This window comes from Flavobacterium sp. (assembly GCF_039930565.1).
Lineage (GTDB): Bacteria > Bacteroidota > Bacteroidia > Flavobacteriales > Flavobacteriaceae > Flavobacterium.
Window position 1 is genome coordinate 1 of sequence record NZ_JBDTTP010000056.1, and the last position, 20,986, is coordinate 20,986.

General features: G+C 33.6%; 20 protein-coding genes. 15 read left to right on the forward strand and 5 right to left on the reverse strand.

The annotated features are described in order from the left end of the window. From ABI657_RS13615 to ABI657_RS13630, 4 genes are all read left to right on the forward strand, one after another. On the forward strand, positions 1-954 hold a 954-nt coding region (locus tag ABI657_RS13615; protein WP_348097815.1), incomplete at its 5' end, for an ATP-binding cassette domain-containing protein. 192 nt (positions 955-1,146) lie between these two features. Further along, positions 1,147-1,689 carry a DUF456 domain-containing protein gene (locus tag ABI657_RS13620; RefSeq protein WP_348097816.1) on the forward strand — a complete coding sequence of 181 codons (543 nt, stop codon included), beginning with the start codon at positions 1,147-1,149 and terminating at the stop codon, positions 1,687-1,689. 195 nt (positions 1,690-1,884) lie between these two features. Next, positions 1,885-2,352, forward strand: coding sequence for an FKBP-type peptidyl-prolyl cis-trans isomerase (locus ABI657_RS13625; protein WP_348097817.1), 468 nt, complete (start codon positions 1,885-1,887; stop codon positions 2,350-2,352). Between the two features lie 69 nt (positions 2,353-2,421). Beyond that, positions 2,422-3,201 carry a class I SAM-dependent methyltransferase gene (locus ABI657_RS13630; RefSeq protein WP_348097818.1) on the forward strand — a complete coding sequence of 260 codons (780 nt, stop codon included), beginning with the start codon at positions 2,422-2,424 and terminating at the stop codon, positions 3,199-3,201. 58 nt (positions 3,202-3,259) lie between these two features. On the opposite strand, the gene ABI657_RS13635 is transcribed toward ABI657_RS13630, so the two are convergent. Beyond that, positions 3,260-3,913, reverse strand: a complete 654-nt coding sequence (locus ABI657_RS13635; RefSeq protein WP_348097819.1) for a hypothetical protein — start codon at positions 3,911-3,913, stop codon at positions 3,260-3,262. 306 nt (positions 3,914-4,219) lie between these two features. Here ABI657_RS13635 and ABI657_RS13640 point away from each other — a divergent pair, with 306 nt between their 5' ends. The 9 genes from ABI657_RS13640 (at position 4,220) to ABI657_RS13680 (ending at position 15,428) form a co-directional block, all read left to right on the forward strand. Next, a complete protein-coding gene (locus ABI657_RS13640) occupies positions 4,220-4,906 on the forward strand; it encodes an ABC transporter ATP-binding protein (protein ID WP_348097820.1) in 687 nt (228 codons plus the stop codon). Between the two features lie 50 nt (positions 4,907-4,956). Beyond that, positions 4,957-5,526, forward strand: a complete 570-nt coding sequence (locus tag ABI657_RS13645) for a cob(I)yrinic acid a,c-diamide adenosyltransferase (protein WP_348097821.1) — start codon at positions 4,957-4,959, stop codon at positions 5,524-5,526. Positions 5,527-5,710: 184 nt separating this feature from the next. Next, a complete protein-coding gene (locus tag ABI657_RS13650) occupies positions 5,711-5,932 on the forward strand; it encodes a DUF2795 domain-containing protein (RefSeq protein WP_007138072.1) in 222 nt (73 codons plus the stop codon). Positions 5,933-6,019: 87 nt separating this feature from the next. Further along, positions 6,020-9,361 (forward strand): preprotein translocase subunit SecA, encoded by a 3,342-nt coding sequence (gene secA / locus ABI657_RS13655; protein ID WP_348097822.1) that lies wholly within the window; start codon positions 6,020-6,022, stop codon positions 9,359-9,361. A 134-nt stretch (positions 9,362-9,495) separates the two neighbouring features. Further along, positions 9,496-9,873 carry a hypothetical protein gene (locus ABI657_RS13660; RefSeq protein WP_348097823.1) on the forward strand — a complete coding sequence of 126 codons (378 nt, stop codon included), beginning with the start codon at positions 9,496-9,498 and terminating at the stop codon, positions 9,871-9,873. Positions 9,874-9,968: 95 nt separating this feature from the next. Continuing rightward, a complete protein-coding gene (locus ABI657_RS13665; RefSeq protein WP_348097824.1) occupies positions 9,969-12,128 on the forward strand; it encodes a TonB-dependent receptor in 2,160 nt (719 codons plus the stop codon). Between the two features lie 94 nt (positions 12,129-12,222). Further along, positions 12,223-13,818 (forward strand): PepSY-associated TM helix domain-containing protein, encoded by a 1,596-nt coding sequence (locus tag ABI657_RS13670; protein WP_348097825.1) that lies wholly within the window; start codon positions 12,223-12,225, stop codon positions 13,816-13,818. 81 nt (positions 13,819-13,899) lie between these two features. Continuing rightward, a complete protein-coding gene (locus ABI657_RS13675) occupies positions 13,900-14,535 on the forward strand; it encodes a DUF2306 domain-containing protein (protein WP_348097826.1) in 636 nt (211 codons plus the stop codon). Continuing rightward, a complete protein-coding gene (locus ABI657_RS13680; RefSeq protein WP_348097827.1) occupies positions 14,532-15,428 on the forward strand; it encodes a YARHG domain-containing protein in 897 nt (298 codons plus the stop codon). The genes ABI657_RS13675 and ABI657_RS13680 overlap by 4 nt, the downstream gene beginning before the upstream one ends. A 94-nt stretch (positions 15,429-15,522) precedes the next feature. On the opposite strand, the gene ABI657_RS13685 is transcribed toward ABI657_RS13680, so the two are convergent. The 4 genes from ABI657_RS13685 to cysC form a co-directional block, all read right to left on the reverse strand. After that, entirely contained in the window at positions 15,523-16,185 is a 663-nt protein-coding gene (locus tag ABI657_RS13685; RefSeq protein WP_348097828.1) for an RNA methyltransferase, read from the reverse strand. A gap of 71 nt (positions 16,186-16,256) precedes the next feature. Next, a complete protein-coding gene (locus tag ABI657_RS13690; protein WP_348097829.1) occupies positions 16,257-17,216 on the reverse strand; it encodes a sulfotransferase family protein in 960 nt (319 codons plus the stop codon). Between the two features lie 9 nt (positions 17,217-17,225). Continuing rightward, positions 17,226-17,909, reverse strand: a complete 684-nt coding sequence (locus ABI657_RS13695; RefSeq protein ID WP_348097830.1) for an aspartyl/asparaginyl beta-hydroxylase domain-containing protein — start codon at positions 17,907-17,909, stop codon at positions 17,226-17,228. Between the two features lie 17 nt (positions 17,910-17,926). After that, on the reverse strand, positions 17,927-18,460 hold the full coding sequence (cysC, locus tag ABI657_RS13700) for an adenylyl-sulfate kinase (protein WP_348097831.1): 534 nt from the start codon (positions 18,458-18,460) through the stop codon (positions 17,927-17,929). Between the two features lie 121 nt (positions 18,461-18,581). On the opposite strand from cysC, the gene ABI657_RS13705 reads away from it, so the two are divergent. Beyond that, positions 18,582-19,280, forward strand: a complete 699-nt coding sequence (locus tag ABI657_RS13705; RefSeq protein WP_348097832.1) for an NAD-dependent deacylase — start codon at positions 18,582-18,584, stop codon at positions 19,278-19,280. A 334-nt stretch (positions 19,281-19,614) separates the two neighbouring features. Beyond that, entirely contained in the window at positions 19,615-20,961 is a 1,347-nt protein-coding gene (purB, locus tag ABI657_RS13710) for an adenylosuccinate lyase (protein ID WP_348097833.1), read from the forward strand. Positions 20,962-20,986 lie beyond the last annotated feature (25 nt).

Genomic DNA, 20,986 nt, shown 5'->3' on the forward strand with positions numbered 1-20,986 from the left:
AATATGGAACGTATGGGAAGCAAGATTATCGAGCTTCACAAAATTTCTAAAAAATTCAAGGATCACGTTATTCTGGATAATTTTAGTTTTGATTTCCAACGTGGAGAACGCATTGGGATTATTGGTAAAAACGGAACCGGAAAATCTACTTTTTTAAACCTGCTTACCGGAACACTTCCATTAGACAGCGGACGGGTTGTAAAAGGAGAAACGATTAAAGTTGGTTATTATACACAAAGCGGAATCAACCCGAAACCAAATCAGCGTGTTATTGATATTATTAAAGAATACGGGGAATTTATTCCGTTGGCAAAAGGCCGAATGATTTCAGCTTCTCAATTGTTGGAGCGTTTTCTTTTTGACGCCAAAAAACAATATGATTTTGTAGAAAAATTGAGCGGTGGAGAATTGAAACGCTTGTATTTATGTACTGTTTTGATTCAGAATCCCAATTTCCTGATTCTGGATGAGCCAACAAACGATTTGGATATTGTAACACTAAACGTTTTGGAAAGTTTTCTTTTAGATTATCCCGGATGTTTATTGGTGGTTTCTCACGATCGTTATTTTATGGACAAAATTGTGGATCATTTATTTGTCTTCAGAGGAAATGGTGAAATCGAAAGCTTCCCGGGAAACTATTCTGATTTCAGGGCCTACGAGGATAGTGCCGATGTTGCCCAGAAAGAAGAAAACAAAGCAGACAAAAAAGACTGGAAGCAAAATAATCCGACAGGAAATCTGACTTTTAATGAGCAGAAAGAATATCAAAAACTGGAAAGAGAAATTAAAGATCTTGAAATTGACAAAACTAAAATCGAACAATTGTTTTCTGAAGGAAAAGTGGCTGATGCCGATATAGAGAAAAAAGCAAACGAACTACAGAATATCATTAATAAAATAGACCAGAAAGAAGAACGCTGGTTTGAACTTTCGGCTAAGATTGAAGGATAGCAGTATTTAAAAAACTTTATCAATCCCCTATTCAGTTTAAACTGAATAGGGGATTTTTTTAGTTATCAAAAATAAAAAAGCCAACAATTATTAAATATATAATAATTTAGAAAAATTGTATAAATATAATTTAATGTGTTTTGCGAGATTTGTAATAGTGAAAATGAATTCACCAATTTAAAAAACTCAAAAATGGAAAATTTACATAATCCCGATGGAACTAAACGTCAAATCTTAACAGGAATGTTTGCAGATCGTGACAGTGCAGAAAGAGCATACAATACTCTAAATGACAGAGGTTATACAAAAGATGACATCAACCTCATCATGTCTGACGAAACCAGAAAAAAACATTATTCAGATAAAGACGACCATTCTGAACTTGGAACAAAGGCTGCCGAAGGAGCCGGTACAGGTTCTGCTATTGGAGGAACTATTGGTGCTATTGTAGGCATTGTAGCTGCTTTAGGAACAAGCCTTGTTATTCCTGGATTAGGATTAATTATTGCTGGTCCATTGGCAGCAGGATTAGCCGGAGCAGGTGCCGGAGGAATTACAGGCGGTTTGATTGGAGCTCTAGTAGGATCTGGTATACCTGAAGAAAGAGCAAAAATTTACGAGTCAGGTATTAAAGATGGTCATGTAGTTTTGGGAGTTCATACTCGTAATGATGAAGATGCAGAATATTTTGAGCAGGAATGGAAATCAAATAAAGGAGAAAATATTTATCGTTAGTTTGCAGATAAAATTCATATTAAAACCATTACGAAATTATATTTTGTAATGGTTTTTTCTTTAGAATATAGTACTGTGTTTTAAGATTTAAAAGCTCTATTAGCAATTCTAAAATACATTTAATACCTGTAGATAATTCTTTAACATAATCCCATACAGATTTTATTATATTTGCTTCTTCTAAATTTAAATCCAATGAAACAAATTTTAACTTCATTAATCGCCTTAACACTTTTTATTTCCTGCAACCCAGATAACGCAGAACCACAAATAGCAAAAGATTACACTGTTGAAAATGAAAAAGAAATTACAGATTATATAGCTGAGAACAACTTAACAGCACAAAGAACCGATTCTGGCTTGTATTATGTAATTATTGAGCCTGGTGAAGGCACACAACCAACAGCTAATTCTAATGTAACTGTTGCCTACAAAGGTTATTACACTAATGGAAATATATTTGATCAAAGCAAAGCTGAAGGAGTTTCTTTTGGACTTCAACAGGTAATTCAAGGCTGGACAGAAGGGATTCCTTATTTTAAAACCGGTGGTAGCGGTATCCTTCTCATTCCTTCTCACTTAGGATACGGAAGTTTTGATTACAGAGGAATCCCAGGAGGATCCGTTTTAGTTTTTGATGTGAAATTAATTTCTGTAAATTAAAAAAAGTTACAGTTAAGTTTTCAGTTGTTATTACAGACTGAAAACTTAAACTGATAACAGAATGTTAAAATGCTATTCCAAATAAAATCATATCTAAAATTCCTTTGGAACTCCAAAAATGAACATGGAGTACATTCTCCATTTGTTTTTAGTTTAGTAACCAAATGTTTCTATGATAAAAAGTATAAACCAGAATATGCAATTCTAAAAAATTATCGAAAATTATTATTTCAAAATAAAAACTTTATCGAAGTAACTGATTTTGGTGCAGGTTCGAAAGTATTTAAATCTAACAAAAGACAAATTGCAAAAATTGCAAAAACTGCAGGAATTTCTAACAACCGTGCTGAATTATTATTTCGCGTAACTAATTATTTTCAGCCAGAAAATATTCTTGAAATTGGAACTTCATTAGGATTGGCTACTTCCGCTTTAGCATTAGGTAATCCAAAAACAAAAGTAATCACATTAGAAGGCTGTAATGAAACAGCAAATATTGCTGAAATTCAATTACAAAAATTTAATTGTAACAATGTACAATCTATAGAAACAGAATTTGAAACTTACCTAAATGACGTTCAACTTTCGATTTTAGACTTTCAACTAATTTATTTCGATGGCAATCATTCAAAAAAAGCCACTCTACAGTATTTCAATCTTTTATTACCTAAAGCCTCGAATAATTCTGTTTGGATTTTTGATGATATTCATTGGTCTCCAGATATGGAAGAAGCCTGGAAATTTATAAAAAACCATCCAAAAGTAACCGTTACAATCGATACTTTTCAATGGGGATTTGTATTTTTCAGACGTGAGCAGGAAAAAGAACATTTTATTATTCGGACATAAAAAAATGACAACCATTTCTGATTGTCATTTTTAAAAAAACTAATTAAACCTAACTAACCTATTTTTTAGCTGCAGCAGTTTCTTCAGATTTAGCTCCCATCCTGTTAACAGTATACATAGGGGCAAATTTTAATTTTAAACCTGCAATTTTTCTATTATCTTCAGATGAAAGACCTTCTTTTTCAACAGTATTTTTACGGCTGTCAAGTGCTTCATACATCAATTTAATTTCATCCCAGTCTTCTCTGGAATAACTGTCTTTATTATTCTGTGCAGTATCTACAAATTGTTGGTAGACACTAAGAATATTTTTTGCATTTACCCATGCAAAACTCATATCATCTCCAATTTTTCCTTCACCAAATAAGGCATTACGCAATTGTTGTTTTGAACTCACTGGGGCAAAAACGGCGTTCATTTCATTTTTGAACTCCTCGTATTTCATTTTACTTGTGTTGATTTTTTCAGTCTCTGCAGTATTATCTTTTAAGTCTGCAAGAGCCATCTGAGCATTTTCAGCTCTTCTTTCATATTCAGCATCAACATCTTTCCAGTCGGCTTTCAAATCATCCGCTTTAACGTTTTTTACTGAATCCACGTAAGCTACATAAGAGTCAATTGTTTTTTGAGCTTGTTCTTGTTTTTCATCTTTACATGATGTAAAACCTAATGCAATTAATGCAATTCCTGATAAAATTTGTATTTTCTTCATAATTTTGATTATTAAAAGTTATAAGGCAAATATAGTTAAAAAAACATACAATTATAAATATTAAGCGAAAATTTAACGCATAAAATGAAAATAATTTAATAAAAAACAGATAATATGACAATTATGTAAAAACAATTTAAAATTATATAACAACTTTTTTTTTATAGAATATATTTTATTAATGTCTTATATCATTAATTTAAATCAATTGTGGATTTTAAGTGATGTAACAAAAATGAATTATATGCTACTTATCAATTATTAAAAAAGTGTTTTGTACTTTTAAATCCAAAATTGTAAACCAAAATGGCAAATCCATTAATTAAAATAACGAACATCAAACGTGATTTTGTTTTAGGCAACGAAATTGTATATGTCTTAAAAGGTATAGATTTAGAAATTAATAAAGGTGAATATGTAGCTCTCATGGGACCTTCAGGATCTGGAAAATCTACTTTAATGAATCTTTTAGGCTGTCTTGACACACCAACTTCAGGACATTATATTTTAAACGGAAAAGATGTCAGCCAAATGAAAGATGATGAACTGGCCGGAATTCGAAATAAGGAAATAGGTTTCGTGTTTCAGACTTTTAATCTTTTGCCAAGAACAACCGCTTTAGACAACGTTGCCTTACCGATGATTTACGCAGGATATTCAAAATCAGATCGAAACGAACGTGCAGCAGAGGTTCTAAAACAAGTAAATCTTGCTGACAGAATGGATCATCAGCCCAATCAGCTTTCAGGAGGACAGCGTCAGCGTGTAGCAATTGCCCGTGCTTTGGTCAATAAACCTTCTATTATACTGGCCGATGAACCAACAGGGAACTTAGACAGTAAAACATCTGTAGAAATCATGAAGCTTTTTGGTGACATTCATGCGTCAGGAAATACAGTGATTTTAGTTACGCACGAAGAAGACATTGCGGCATACGCACATCGTGTGATTCGTTTACGCGATGGATTAATTGAAAGTGATACCACTAAATAGTTAAACTGTTTAATTTAAATATAAAACTTAGTTTCTTAGAATAGTCAAAAATGAAAGTATATACTAAAACCGGAGATAAAGGAACAACGTCTCTTTTTGGAGGTACCCGTGTTCCTAAAGATCATATCCGTATTGAAAGTTACGGAACTGTTGATGAGCTGAACTCCTATATAGGACTAATTCGCGATCAGGAAATTGACAGCCACTACAAAAGTATTTTAATCGAAATTCAGGATCGCCTATTTACAGTTGGTGCTGTTTTGGCAACTCCACAGGAAAAAGAAGTTTTAAAAAATGGTGAACTCCGGTTGAAAAATCTCGGAATCATTGATACCGATATCGAATTATTAGAAAAGGAAATCGACAAAATGGAAGAAATACTTCCTCAAATGACTCATTTTGTTCTTCCTGGTGGACATTCAACTGTGTCACATTGTCATATTGCGCGTTGTATTTGTCGCCGTGCCGAGCGTTTGGCAGTACATTTAAGCCATAATGAGCATGTACCTGAAATTACAATTATGTATTTAAACAGACTTTCTGACTACCTTTTTGTCTTGGCACGGAAGTTGTCCTCAGACTTAAAAGCGGAGGAAGTGAAATGGATACCGAGGAAATAAAATGATTTAAGATTGACGATCTTTGATTGCAGATATTCATGTATTTTGTGTATTTCAAAATCTAAAATCAACAATCCATAATCTACAATTATAGGGACGTTCTTAAATTTTATTAAAATAAATCAAATTTTACTTGTCTTTTTCAGTAAAAAATTTATTTTTGCACAAACTAAATCGACAAAAGATGTATTGGACATTAGAATTAGCATCCTATTTAAGTGATGCACCATGGCCTGCTAACAAAGACGAACTTATTGACTACGCTATTAGAGCTGGTGCTCCATTAGAAGTAGTAGAAAACCTTCAGTCAATTGAAGATGAAGGAGAGATATATGAATCAATGGAAGAAATTTGGCCTGATTATCCAACAGACGAAGATTATCTTTGGAATGAGGATGAATATTAAAAAATAAACCAAAGGAAAAAGTCTCATCACAGAGACTTTTTTTTTGGTTCAGATACACATTTACATAATATAGAAATACAATAAATCATGAGTTTCATAAACAGTATTATTAAAGTCTTTGTAGGTGATAAATCCCAAAAAGATGTCAAAGCTTTACAACCTTATTTAAACAAAATTAAAACATTCGAAACCAGCTTAATGAGTTTGTCTCATGACGAATTAAGAGCAAGGACGGTATATTTTAAAGAAAAAATAAAAGAAGCCAGAGCTGATAAAGATGCTAAAATTGCTGCACTTAAAACGGAAGTAGAAAACATTGAAGACATCGATAAAAGAGAGGATCTTTATGATGCTATTGATGCTCTTGAAAAAGAAGCTTACGAACTTTCAGAAAAAACGCTGATGGAAATTCTTCCGGAAGCCTTTTCTGTGGTGAAGGAAACAGCGCGTCGTTTTAAAGATAATTCTTTTATTGAAGTTACTGCTACCGCAAAAGACCGCGAATTTTCCGCGGCAAAAACATACGTAACTATTGAAGGTGACAAGGCAACATGGGCTAATAAATGGAATGCCGCTGGTAAAGAAATTACCTGGGACATGATTCATTATGATGTTCAGTTAATTGGGGGAATGGTTTTGCACGAAGGTAAAGTTGCCGAAATGCAGACTGGTGAAGGTAAAACATTGGTTGCTACACTTCCTCTTTATTTAAATGCCTTAACCGGAAATGGTGTTCACTTAGTAACGGTGAATGATTATTTGGCAAAACGTGATAGTACATGGAAAGCGCCTTTGTTCGAATTTCACGGTTTAAGTGTTGATTGTATCGATAACCACCAGCCAAGTACAGAACAAAGAAAAAAAGCATACGATGCTGACATCACTTACGGAACGAACAACGAGTTTGGTTTTGACTATTTAAGAGATAATATGGCACATTCGCCCAGCGATCTTGTACAAAGAAAACACAACTACGCTATTGTCGATGAGGTCGATTCTGTATTGATTGATGACGCAAGAACGCCACTTATTATTTCAGGGCCGGTTCCGCAGGGAGACCGTCATGAATTTAATGAGCTAAAACCAAAAATCGAAAATTTAGTCGCGCAACAACGTCAGTTAGCCAATGGTTTTCTGGCAGAATCTAAAAGGTTAATCAAAGAGGGAAAAACCAAAGAAGGTGGTTTCCTATTGTTAAGAGCTTACAGAAGTTTACCTAAAAACAAGGCATTAATTAAATTTTTGAGTGAGGAAGGAATCAAACAATTGCTTCAAAAAACCGAAAATCAATACATGCAGGATAACAATCGCGAAATGCATAAAGTGGATGAAGCTTTGTATTTTGTAATTGAAGAAAAAAACAATCAGGTTGAATTAACTGATAACGGTATTCAATATCTTTCAGGAGATACCGATTCCGACTTTTTCGTACTTCCGGACATTGGGACTGAAATTGCTGCTATCGAAAAACAAAAACTGGACAAAGATGCTGAAGCAGAAGCAAAAGAAAGATTATTTCAGGATTTTGGAGTAAAAAGCGAGCGTATTCATACTTTAACCCAGCTTTTAAAAGCGTATGCTCTTTTTGAAAAAGATGTAGAATACGTAATCATGGATAACAAAATTATGATTGTCGATGAGCAAACAGGACGTATTATGGATGGCCGTCGTTATTCTGATGGTTTACATCAGGCGATTGAAGCCAAAGAAAACGTAAAAATTGAAGCTGCTACACAAACTTTTGCAACCGTTACATTACAGAATTATTTTAGAATGTACAGCAAATTGGGTGGTATGACAGGTACAGCGGTTACAGAAGCTGGAGAGTTATGGCAGATTTATAAATTGGATGTTGTTGAAATTCCAACCAACCGTCCGATGTCAAGACAAGACAAAGAAGATTATATTTATAAAACTACCCGTGAAAAATTCAATGCCGTAATCGAAGACGTAACGGAATTATCAAATGCAGGAAGACCCGTATTAATTGGAACAACATCTGTAGAGATTTCAGAATTATTAAGCCGAATGCTGAAGATGAGAGGCGTTACACATAACGTTTTGAATGCTAAAATGCACAAACAAGAAGCACAAATTGTTGAAGAAGCAGGTAAAGCCGGAGTGGTAACTATTGCTACTAACATGGCCGGTCGTGGTACCGACATTAAATTATCTCCGGAGGTAAAAGCTGCCGGAGGTTTAGCGATCGTGGGTACAGAACGTCATGATTCCCGTCGTGTTGACAGACAGTTACGTGGTCGTGCAGGACGTCAGGGAGATCCGGGAAGTTCTCAATTCTATGTTTCTCTTGAAGACAACCTAATGCGTTTATTCGGTTCTGAAAGAGTGGCTAAAGTAATGGACAGAATGGGATTAAAAGAAGGTGAGGTTATCCAGCATTCTATGATGACCAAATCTATTGAACGTGCTCAGAAAAAAGTAGAAGAAAACAACTTTGGTGTTCGTAAACGTTTATTAGAATATGATGATGTAATGAACTCGCAACGTGAAGTAGTTTACAAACGTCGTCGTCATGCACTATTTGGTGAGCGTTTGAAACTGGATATTGCCAATATGCTTTATGATACTTGCGAATTAATCGTAAGCCAGACCAAACCTTCGAATAATTTTAAAAATTTCGAATTTGATCTGATTCGTTATTTTTCTATCACTTCTCCAATTTCAGAAGCTGATTTTGCAAAATTAACTGATATTGAAATCACAGGAAAAATCTATAAAGAAACTTTAGCTTTCTATACAGAAAAAACAGAAAGAAGCGCAAGAGAAGCTTTCCCAATCATAAAAGGTGTTTACGAAGAGCCTAATAATCATTTTGAGCGTATCGTAGTTCCGTTTACGGATGGAATCAAAACTTTGAACGTGGTAACTGACCTGAAGCAGGCCTATGACAGCCACGGTACTCAGTTAATTGCTGATTTTGAAAAAAACATCACTTTATCTATTGTTGATGAAGCCTGGAAAAAACACTTGCGCAAAATGGACGAATTGAAACAATCTGTTCAATTGGCCGTTCACGAACAAAAAGATCCTTTGCTTATCTACAAATTAGAAGCTTTCAATTTGTTTAGAGGCATGTTGGACAACGTTAACAAAGAAGTTATTTCATTCTTATTCAAAGGTGACTTACCAGCTCAAAACGTTCCTGAAATTCACGAAGCAAGAGAAGTTCGTCAAAAAGAAAACTTCAAACTAAGCAAAGATGAAGTTCCAAACAGCGAAGATATCAACCGTGAAGCTGGAGAAACTCAGCAACGTCAGGTTACTGAAACCATTGTGAGAGATATGCCAAAAATTAATCGTAATGATACTGTAACGGTTCAGGAAGTTGCAACAGGTAAAACTGAAACAATGAAATTTAAAAAAGCGGAAACTTTAATTGCTAATGGCGAATGGGTTCTTGTTAAATAATATTTCACAATAATACACTTCAAAATCCCCCGTACTTTGGTATTTGGGGATTTTTTTATTTTAAAAAACATAAAATTTATTCTTTCTAAAACGATAAAAATGTACTTTTGCAATCGTAAATAACGAAACAACTTTTGAAAAGTTTAATTATCACATTTCTTTGCTGTATGCTTTTAATGCCATCATTTGGCAGTTTCTTTGTTTATACCTCATTCAAATTAAATCAGGAAGAAATTTCAAAAACCATCTGTGTACAACGAAAAATGGTTTTTAATTCTTGTAACGGTCGATGCGAACTTCAAAAAAGTTTAAAGAAATACGCCGATAACGAAAAGAAAATGCAAAACAACCTGAAAGAAAAAGTAGAAGTTGTTTACATTCAAAATACACCTGTAGCTAATTTCAAATTAGTAACTTCTATCGAATCTACAACAAAAATTTTTGCTTCTTTTGATGCGAAACCTATTTCGGTTTCAAATAGCACTTTTCACCCTCCATCCTATTTTATATAAATTTTAGCACACTTTTCAATTCAAAACTGAAAAAATTTTTCTTGCCTTAACGTCAGGAAAACAACATGTTACTTTTAAAATTCATATAATTTAAAATGAAAAATATATACTTTACCCTATTAATCATAGGGCAATGTGTTCTTGCACAAAATGAAGTAAAACAAGACACAACAAAATCTCAGGAACTCGAAAATGTTTTTATAACTGCCAATCGTACTGCAACTTTGCGTAAAGAAACGCCTGTTGCCATTAGCAAATTAACGGCAAAAACAATCAACGAAACCAATGCCACAGCCGTTTACGAAATCATAAACAAAACGCCGGGGGTTATAATGGTCAATTTAGGAAATGAACAGCACATGATGTCTATTCGCCAACCCATGACGACCAATGCGTATTATTTATATCTGGAAGATGGTTTGCCAATTCGCCCAATGGGAATTTTCAATCACAATGCTTTATTAGAAATCAATCAGTTTAATTTACAAAGTATTGAAGTGGTAAAAGGTCCTGTTTCTTCGCTTTATGGACCAGAAGCTGTTGGGGGAACTATCAATTTAATTTCGCTAAAACCACCTGTTAATCCCGAATTCAAATTTGGCGTTCAGGCTGATAATTATGGTTACAGAAGACTTCAGGCTGCCGGCGGCGCAACGATTGGAAAAGTTGGTTTTCATATTGCCGGGATTTCAAGTTTACAGGAAAACGGCTGGATGACCTATTCTGATTATAACAAAGACAATCTAAATGCGAGAATTGATTACACCATCTCATCTTCTACCCGATTGATCAGCAATACCATGTACGGAAAATATTATTCAGACATGAGCGGAAGTGTAAATGAAGACGCTTTTAATAATAGAACTTATAAAAGCACAACCGATTTTACGTATAGAAAATCAGATGCTTTACGAACCAGATTAACTTTAGAACATGATTGGAACGGCAATTCAAGCAGTTATATTACAGCCTATTTACGTGATAATAAATTGGGCCAAAATCCTTCATACGGAATCAGATGGAGCCCAACAGTAAATCCTGCCACTGCAAAAGGGGAAATTAATTCGAATAATTTTAAAAGTTACGGAGCCATCGGACAACACACACAAAAATTCGAGTTCTTAAATACAAAATTGGTCGCCGGAGCATTATATGATTATTCGCCTGTAACCTATTGGTCGTATGTAATTGATTTAAAAGCCAATTTAAATCCGGGTGAGCCAGGCAAACAAACCGTAGATTCTTATGAAATTATTGCAGAACATCCAGACTCAAAACTGGCAGATTACACAGCCGATATTTTCAATACGGCCGGATATGCTCAGATAAGCATTACTCCAATCGAAAAATTAATTATCACCCTTGGCGGTCGTTATGATAAGATGAAGGCTGATTATAACAATGCATTAGACCTTTCTTCAGGAAGCAAAGTTTATGACAAAGCTACTTTTAAAGTTGGTGCCAATTATAACCCAACAACATCCGCAGGTTTTTATGGCAACTACTCACAAGGTTTTGCTCCTCCCGGAATTACTTCAATTTTCAGGACAAAGCCCGGAACTGGCGGATCAACCGGTGTTCCAGCTGATTTTTATTATAATCTGGAACCTGCCGCTTTCAATAATTACGAAGTTGGAGGATGGCTTTCTTTATTAGAAAATAAATTAAATTTTGATTATGCTTTTTACTTTATGGAAGGCAAAAATGAACTATTAAATATCAAACTTGCTGATAATTCAACAGATTATCGCTCGGCCGGAGAAACCCGTCATAAGGGAATTGAATTTGGAGCTTCTTATAAACCGTCACAACAATTCAGCTTTCGACTTGGTGGAACTTATTCACAGCATACCTATATCGACTTCAAACTTTCAGACAAACCATCAGATCCGGTTCAGAATTTAAACGGAAAAGAAATGCCGGCTGCACCAAAATGGTCCGGAAACTCAGAGGTGAGTTATTACCCAAGCTGGCTTCCTAATTTAAGGACTTCTTTCGAATGGCAGCTTGTTGGCAGCTACTATCAGGATCAGATTAATACCGTAAAATATGGCGGTTATAATTTGTTTAATGCCCGAATTGGTTACCAATGGAAAAGTATCGAGGTTTATGGAAATGTCATGAACCTAACCGATAAATTATATGCTTATAATGTTTCGAGAGCCAATACAACAAATGCGCAACCTACCTATACAGCAGCAGCTCCAAGAACTTTTGTATTCGGAATACAATATAATTTATCATTAAAAAAATAATTATTAGAAGCTAATCCCGCTCTACGCTATATCTTTTGTGGCGAACCCCCGCCACAAAAGGATATCGCTTCGATCGGGGCTAAAAAACAGAACAATGAGTAAAGAAATAACAGCCAAAAAATCTAAAAAGAAAGATTCTAAAATCATCAAAAAAATCAAGCAACACATGTACAAATGGCATCGTGCTATTGGACTGATTACTATTATTCCGGTAATATTCTGGACATTATCAGGATTGATGCATCCATTTATGGCGCATTTTTTCAAACCTGAAATTGCATACGAAAAACTGGAACAACAAATCGTTGATAAAAAGCAATTGCATTTTTCGATTCAGGAAGTTTTACAAAAAAACGAATTGACACAATTCAAAAATTTCAGAATCGTTACTTTCAACAATAAAACGTATTATCAGCTTAAAACTATCATTGGAGAGTTATGGTATTTTGATACGGCAACAGCGGAGAAACTAGACAGCGGAGATCAAAAATATGCAGAATGGCTATCCAGATATTTTTTGGATGACCAAAAAAGTGCCGTAAAAAAGAGCGAAGTTGTAACCGAATTCACTTCGCAATACAAATATGTAAACCGCTATTTACCTGTTTACAAACTGAGTTTTGATCGTCCTGATACCATGGAAGTGTATGTAGAAACCTCATCAGGCAAACTGGCGACTTACAATCCAACTTCAAGACAACGGTTTATCTGGTTTTTTGATACTTTTCATAACTGGTCATTTATTGATGCTATTTCAAACAACAGTATCCGAATTATCACCATGATTTTCTTATTATCAATTATTGGATTTTCTGCCTTGAGTGGGATTTTGATTTATGGATTACTTTGGAAACAATTCAAAAAAACAGATAATTTACAACCTAAAAAAGGACTTAGAAAATACCATCGCCAAATCGGAATCTGGGTTTCTCTTTTTACTTTGACATTTGCTTTTAGCGGTGGTTATCATGCCACTACAAAATGGACTCCTTACACATTATCGCAAATGGTTTACGAACCCACTTTTGAAACCAAAAAAATTCCTGTTTCCAATAATGATTTAAATTTAGACTGGAGTCGTTTTCAAAACATAAGCCTCATTACTCTAAATGACTCAACCTATTTCCGTTGTCAATTATTGGAACAAGGAAAATTCAGGAAACCAAAATCTAATTCTAATTCGAAATGGAATAGAAAAGGCGATAAAAAATCTGAGGTGGTTTATATTAACGCAGCAACAAATAAGGCTGTACCCAACATTGACCTTGAATATGCTGAATTCCTGGCCTATTATTTTACAGACGGAGCTACAAAAGCGGCTTGTTGTGAAATGGTAGAAAGTTCTGAAGAGCCAGAAGCTTCGTTAGAAAATGCCAAATTATTAGAATCAAAAGTTGTAACCGATTTTGAAAGCAGGGAATATGGCTTTGTCAACAAAAGATTGCCGGTTGTAAAATTAGCCTATGACACACCCGAAAAAACAACATATTTCATAGAAACTTCAACTTCAAGACTGGCAGCAGTTGTTAAAAATACAGATAAGGCAGAAGGATATTCTTTTGCAATTTTGCATAAATTTTTGTTCATGGACTGGGCAGGAAAAAATATTCGGGACCTGGCAATGGTTTTGGCCGCATTGACCATTTTGATTGTTAGTGTTCTTGGTTTTATATTGTTTTTGAAAAAGTAAATACCAAAAACATAATACATCCCTAATTACCAAAGTAGTTAGGGATTTTTTTATATTTGGAAATCATAATCAAATCTAAAGTTGAAAAAGAACCTATCTCTATTATTGCCAATTGTGTGGACATTGATTTTTAGTTTCTTTTTCATTTTAATGATTAACATCACTTTACAATATATTCCCATTAAAAATGATGTTGCCTTTCTTCAAATAAAACAAACTGAAGTTCACAAAATTCCATCTTACCTGACTCTATTTTATATCCATGTATATTCGGCTATTTTTGTTTTATTGGCAGGATTTACGCAGTTTAGCAATTTCATTTTAAAAAAATATCCTGCAATTCATAGAAATATCGGAAAATTATATGTAATTATTATTGTGTTTCTAAGTGCTCCATCCGGTTTATTTATTGGGATTTTTGCGAACGGAGGATTTTTTTCAAAAGTATCTTTTGTGACTTTATCTATCTTATGGTTTTATTGTACGCTAAAAGGTTTTTTACACATCAAAAATAAAAATATCGCTCTACACAAAGCGTATATGCTACGAAGTTTTACCTTAACATTTTCTGCCATAACCTTGCGTTTTTGGAAGGTTATTCTTGTATATTTGTTTCAGCCTTCACCCATGGATCTGTATCAGATAATAGCCTGGCTGGGCTGGATTCCTAACTTATTAATTATTGAATGCTACCTTTATAATCAATCAAAAAAATGAAAAAAGTCTTTTATTTAGTAGTATCCATTCTTGTTTTTTCCTGTAATTCAAAAGAGAGAAAAGTGGTAAAAATCACTCCTGCTAAAGTGGCAGAAAAAGAAATAATGACAGAACTGTATGGTTCATGGGTAGGAGACTTTATTGTTCAGGAACGCGACACAACCAGACCCGAAAAAGAAAGATACAGTAACAAGATTAATATCATTATTAAAAAAATTACAGATTCGGAAGTTATCGGGCAAAGTGTTGTAGCTGGAAATAACAGACCGCTTGCCGGAAAAATGATTATAAATGGAAGTACTGCTCACTTTATACTTAAAGAACCGGGCGATGATAAAAATGATGGTGTTTTTGATTTTGAAATAAAAAATGACACACTTTTAGCAGGTACCTGGACTGCCAATAATGCTAAAAAAGAAGTTACAAAGAGAAAATTTGAATTGGCTAAAAAAGAATTCCAATATGATCCAAACGTAATGCTTCCGAACGATTCTGATTATATTGATTACGAAAATCCGAAAGAAGAACAAATTACACAAAGCGAAGAAGAAATTGAAGAAGGTACAGAACCTGAAACGTATGTAGAAAATCTTTACAGAATAGCTTCTGAAAGTATCGTAACGATCAATTCTTCAACAAAAAAACTAAAAGAATCTGACATCAAAAATCTAAAAAAAATTGATTTGGAAATTTTGAGGAATACGATTTTTGCCAGACATGGATTTTCTTTTAAAACCAAAACAGTTCGTCAGTTTTTTGATAGTGTTGAGTGGTATATTCCGGTTTCAACAAACGTAGACGATCAATTAACAGCGGTAGAAAAAGAAAACATCCTTTTATTAAGACGTTTTGAAAAATACGCGGAAGATAATTATGATTCTTTTGGAAGATAGTTTTTAAAGTTTTCTGGCACGAATTTCATAAATTAATTCATTCTACAAGTTAACAAATTGAGAAAAAAATTAGTAAAAATTCGTGGTAACCTTTTTATCTAGGATTTCCTTCAAAATAACGTGCTTCAATCCGTTTAATATCTTTGATTGAATTTCTCGCCCAGGACAAACGTTTTTCGAGAATTTCTTCTTCAGATAATTGCCAATTGATATCTGAATTTCGTAATCTGTTGGTTAAGTTCTGAATGATGATCGCTGCGGAAACCGAAATATTTAAACTCTCTGTAAAACCAACCATCGGAATTTTAAGAAAACCATCTGCTTTTTCCAGAATTTCTTCTGACAAACCATCTCTTTCTGTTCCAAAAAACAAAGCACTTGGTTTTGTGATATCAAAATCTTCCAGCAGACAATCATTTTCATGAGGCGTTGTAGCAATAATTTGATAACCCTGATTTTTTAAAGTCGAAATGCAATTGCTAACCGAATCAAATTGATTGATATCAACCCATTTTTGAGCACCCATTGCAATTTCCTTATCAATCTTTTTTCCGTAACGCTGTTCAATTACATTCAGTTCCTGAATTCCAAAAACCTCGCAGCTTCTCATTACAGCGCTTGTATTATGCATTTGAAAAACATCTTCAACGGCAATTGTAAAATGTTTGGTGCGGTTTCCCAGAACATTCAAAAATCTTTCTTTACGGTTATCTGTTAATATATTTTCGAGGAAAGCGAGGTAATCTAAATCAATCATTTTAATATTATTTAGAACAAAAATACATTTTAAATGAAATAGAAAGAAAAATCCAACACTGTTTTCAACCACTAAGCGCTAATAAAACTATTATTTAATTTTTCATGCAGCATATTTACCTGCACTACATCAATTTGCAAATCTTCTTCATGGTACAAATCACCTGTAAAAACGGCGCTCTCATTTTTAGAATGCTTTTTTAAACGTTCATACATTTTATCAAGTTCATCAGGCACATAATCCACATCAATAAAGGATATAAAATTTTCTATGACATTTTTCATTCCTTCATTATAATTCAATTTGATTACATTCTGATCCGTTTTGTAAAATTCCAAAAATCCCTGAAAATATTTTTCTAAAACCAAAGCTCCGTATTGCTGAAAAGTGACTTCATTAATTTCTTTAGCAGAAATTCCAAAAATATCAAATGGCAATAAATTAGGAACCATATGCATACCCAACATTTTTTGATGCGATTTTAAAACCTCAACTGGATTTCTGTAAAGCAGTGCAAAAGGTATTTTAGGAAAAATTAATCTAAAATAATTAGCATCAAATATATGCCATGCATCTAATTTTATAATTAAATTCTTTTGTTGCGGAAACCTTTTTTGTCCCAATAATCCTATTACAGACTTTAAAAGGATAGCTTTTTTATCTAAACTGAAAAGCTCACTCCTTAAAATTTGATCAATAACAGGCGCTTCAGATATCATTATATTCTCCTGTGAAGTAGCCAATGACTGACTCAACATTGTAGAGCCACATCGGGATACATGAAAGATTAAAGATTTTAATTCTACTGAAACTAATTCTTCGGACCAATTTATAAGATTTTCTACAGTCGTAAAGACTCTAAATAACTTTGAATTATAAACATGACTTTTGCATTTCGCAATTGTTTCATCAAAGAATGGATCAGCATATTTTAAATCTGCTAAATAAATCCATTCAAAATAAATTTCGCCATCTTTTACAATCAACTTATACGGAATCCAATTTGAAAGAGGATGATTTAAATTTTCCATTATTTTATTTTATTCTGCTAATAAATCAGCGATTATTTTTGCTCCGGCTTCTGAGGGATTTAGAGAAAGTTCGGCAATAATCTTTTGTTTCATTTCATCTGAATAGGGAGCTTCCTGTTGACAATAATGGATATCAAAACCCATTTCTTCAAATAATTTATCTGACCAGTCGTTTCTTATACAATCAAGTGTCAGATGAATTCGAGGTTCGCTACTTTTATTTTCCACGCTATGCGGAAGCTGAAAATTGGCGTACCAACACTCGCCCATTTTCATAGGAACAAGTTTTTTATCCACATAAAAAAACACTTCAGCATTTGTTATTATAGGAATATGAATTCTAAAAAAACCATCTTCATATGAAGTGTCATTGTCGAAATGCTCTTTTATTTCGCTTCCCGGCCCTAATCGAAGCAATCGTACAGCTTCTTTTTCACATTCAAACCAATCCATAATTTCTTTAAAATACGAACAGCGATCCAAAAGGCTTGTATTTTTATGTTCCGTATTTGCAAAAGATGTAATATCGTTTACCATGCCAGATTGTGATCTTAAAGAAACACTCGTCCAATTCCCTTCGTAACGATTGGTATTAAAGTGCGGTGTCCATAAATCATTTTCGCATATTGCGAGTTCTTTTTGTAGTTTTTCTATAGAAAAATAAATTGGAAGTTTGCTTGAAGAAGGATTCATATACTTTTAAAATTAGATTAGGCTAAGCCGGATAAATTCTCAATAATAAAATTATAGAGTTTATTGGCCGAGACAGGAACTGTTTCAAAATCGGTTTTTAAAACTAAATCTGCATTTAAAGGAGTTTCAAAAACATCGCTTATCCCTGTGAAATTATTAATCTTATTGATGTCATAATCTGGTAATAAAGCTTTTTTATATAATCCTTTTGAATCTCTTTCAATTAAATTACTTAGAGAACAATCCAAAAATACAGTTCTGACAAATTCATGATTTCTCAATTCTTTTCTTAGATTTTCGTATGGATTTATTACCGACATCAGAACAATTGTATTGGTTTCGATAAAATCTCGTCCTAGATTAAAAAGACGCCTCACATTTTCGCATCGGTCATCTTTAGAAAATCCTAAATCTTTGGAGATCGTTTTCCTGTAAACATCGCCATCTACGATTTCGACTTTATAACCATTTTCTATTAGCAAGCCACGAACATTTTCTGCCAATGTCGTTTTTCCCGAACCTGATAATCCTGTAAATTGTATTAAAATCATTTAGAATTTTCTTTGTTTCTTTTCACCTTAAAACTAAATATTTTGCAGGAATGAAACAATAAGTATAAATACCCTTTTATTGTTTGTCTAAATCATTATTTTTATCTTTTAATTAAATAAAATGAAAAAGAAATTAGTGGTTTTAACCGGAGCCGGAATTAGTGCAGAGAGCGGTATCAAAACATTTCGTGACAGCGACGGTTTATGGGAAGGTCATGATGTTATGGAAGTTGCTACTCCGGAAGGCTGGCGTAAAAATCAGGAACTGGTTTTGGATTTTTACAATAAAAGACGCCAACAGCTCAAGGGAGTAAAACCTAATTTTGGTCATCAAATTCTAGCCGAATTAGAACAGGATTTTGATGTGCATATTATCACACAAAATGTTGATGATTTACACGAACGCGCCGGCAGTACAAAAGTATTGCACTTGCATGGTGAATTATTAAAAGTAAGAAGTACACACAACAGAAATCATATTTTAGATTGGTCTGAAGATTTACACACAGGTGATCTTGATGAGAACGGACATCAATTACGTCCATATATTGTTTGGTTTGGCGAAGATGTTCCTGCTCTTGAAGAAGCAATTGAAATCACAGAAACGGCTGATTATTTTGCTGTAATTGGCACTTCATTACAAGTATATCCTGCGGCCGGATTGATTTCTTACACCTACAGCATTACTCCGGTTTTTTATATTGACCCAAAACCAATTGAAATCCCGAATATTCAAAACAAAGTTGAAATTATCGCTAAACCGGCTTCTGAAGGTGTTGCCATTTTAAGGGAAAAACTATTTGAAATAGAAAAAATATGATATTCCAAGCTGGTTACAAACATTGTCTCCATATAATTTACTCTGTTTATTTATTTTCTTTTTGGTTGAAAATTTAATTCTGATCGTTCTTTCTATTGTTCTTGGAAAAATTATCGAGTACGAAAATACTAAAATCAGTAAAAACGGATCCACTAAATTTCATGCAGACCAACATAAAAGCGAATCTCACAATTATGGTTTTTACTTTACTATCTGGGACAAAATTTTCAAAACAAAAATTTAATTTTAAAGTTCGCGTATAATAACACTTCAGTAATTTTCAGAAGTTTTAACAATACCTTATATTTGCACCTTTCGAAAAAACAATACAACAATGACTACTCTAAACGAATTGAATGCTATATCGCCAATTGACGGAAGATATAGAAGTAAAACCCAAAATTTAGCCCCTTTTTTCTCTGAAGAAGCTTTGATAAAATATCGTGTATTAGTTGAAATAGAATACTTTATTGCTTTATGCGAAATTCCGTTACCACAGCTAAAAGACGTAAATTCAAATTTATTTGACAGCTTACGTAATATCTATAAAAACTTTTCTACCGAAGATGCACTTTGGATTAAAGAGACTGAAAAAGTAACTAATCACGATGTAAAAGCGGTTGAATACTTCATTAAAGATGCTTTTGAAAAATTAGGTTTATCTCAATATAAAGAGTTCATTCACTTCGGATTAACATCTCAGGATATTAATAATACTGCTATTCCGCTTTCTACTAAAGAAGCTTTTGAAAACGTTTATATGCCTTCTTTAATTTCATTGATTTCAAAATTAAAAGAATTAAGCACAGACTGGTCAGCTATTCCAATGTTGGCTCGTACGCACGGGCAGCCGGCCTCTCCTACTCGTTTGGGAAAAGAGATTCTTGTTTTTGTAGAGCGATTGGAAGAACAAATGCGTTTGTTATTCAATATTCCTTTTGCTGCTAAATTTGGTGGTGCAACCGGAAATTACAATGCACATCATGTAGCGTATCCACAAACTGACTGGAAAAAATTTGGCGGTAATTTTGTAGAAAATATTCTTGGCTTACACCATTCTTTCCCGACTACTCAAATTGAGCATTATGATCATTTTGCAGCATTTTTTGATGCTTTAAAAAGAATCAATAATATTGTCATCGATTTAGACAGGGACATCTGGACGTACGTTTCGATGGATTATTTTAAACAAAAAATCAAAGCCGGAGAAATTGGATCATCGGCAATGCCACATAAAGTTAACCCGATTGATTTTGAAAACTCTGAAGGAAATTTAGGAATTGCAAATGCTATTTTTGAGCATTTAGCAGCTAAACTACCAATCTCGAGATTACAGCGTGATTTAACTGACAGTACCGTTTTACGTAATATTGGAGTTCCGATAGGACATACTATTATTGCTTTTGAAGCTTCATTGAAAGGCTTAAATAAATTACTTTTGAATGAAGCTAAATTTGCTGAGGATTTAGAAAAAAACTGGGCGGTTGTGGCAGAAGCGATACAGACTATTTTACGTCGTGAAGCGTATCCAAATCCTTACGAAGCTTTAAAAGGACTAACAAGAACTAATGAAGCAATTGATAAAAATGCAATTCATAATTTTATTGCGACTTTAGAAGTTTCAGATGCCATTAAGAAAGAATTAATGCAAATAACACCAGCAAATTTCACAGGAATTTAAAGAAATCCTAAAATATTTTACTAAA

Excerpts from the sequence above, each read along its gene's own strand:
- ABI657_RS13680 (WP_348097827.1), top strand. The coding sequence starts at position 14,532 with ATGAAAAAAGTCTTTTATTTAGTAGTATCCATTCTTGTTTTTTCCTGT.
- ABI657_RS13670 (WP_348097825.1), top strand. The coding sequence starts at position 12,223 with ATGAGTAAAGAAATAACAGCCAAAAAATCTAAAAAGAAAGATTCTAAA.
- ABI657_RS13665 (WP_348097824.1), top strand. The coding sequence starts at position 9,969 with ATGAAAAATATATACTTTACCCTATTAATCATAGGGCAATGTGTTCTT.
- purB (WP_348097833.1), top strand. The coding sequence starts at position 19,615 with ATGACTACTCTAAACGAATTGAATGCTATATCGCCAATTGACGGAAGA.
- ABI657_RS13640 (WP_348097820.1), top strand. The coding sequence starts at position 4,220 with ATGGCAAATCCATTAATTAAAATAACGAACATCAAACGTGATTTTGTT.
- ABI657_RS13685 (WP_348097828.1), bottom strand. The coding sequence starts at position 16,185 with ATGATTGATTTAGATTACCTCGCTTTCCTCGAAAATATATTAACAGAT.
- ABI657_RS13630 (WP_348097818.1), top strand. The coding sequence starts at position 2,422 with ATGCTATTCCAAATAAAATCATATCTAAAATTCCTTTGGAACTCCAAA.
- ABI657_RS13635 (WP_348097819.1), bottom strand. The coding sequence starts at position 3,913 with ATGAAGAAAATACAAATTTTATCAGGAATTGCATTAATTGCATTAGGT.
- ABI657_RS13705 (WP_348097832.1), top strand. The coding sequence starts at position 18,582 with ATGAAAAAGAAATTAGTGGTTTTAACCGGAGCCGGAATTAGTGCAGAG.
- secA (WP_348097822.1), top strand. The coding sequence starts at position 6,020 with ATGAGTTTCATAAACAGTATTATTAAAGTCTTTGTAGGTGATAAATCC.
- ABI657_RS13650 (WP_007138072.1), top strand. The coding sequence starts at position 5,711 with ATGTATTGGACATTAGAATTAGCATCCTATTTAAGTGATGCACCATGG.
- ABI657_RS13645 (WP_348097821.1), top strand. The coding sequence starts at position 4,957 with ATGAAAGTATATACTAAAACCGGAGATAAAGGAACAACGTCTCTTTTT.
- ABI657_RS13690 (WP_348097829.1), bottom strand. The coding sequence starts at position 17,216 with ATGGAAAATTTAAATCATCCTCTTTCAAATTGGATTCCGTATAAGTTG.
- cysC (WP_348097831.1), bottom strand. The coding sequence starts at position 18,460 with ATGATTTTAATACAATTTACAGGATTATCAGGTTCGGGAAAAACGACA.
- ABI657_RS13625 (WP_348097817.1), top strand. The coding sequence starts at position 1,885 with ATGAAACAAATTTTAACTTCATTAATCGCCTTAACACTTTTTATTTCC.
- ABI657_RS13695 (WP_348097830.1), bottom strand. The coding sequence starts at position 17,909 with ATGAATCCTTCTTCAAGCAAACTTCCAATTTATTTTTCTATAGAAAAA.
- ABI657_RS13620 (WP_348097816.1), top strand. The coding sequence starts at position 1,147 with ATGGAAAATTTACATAATCCCGATGGAACTAAACGTCAAATCTTAACA.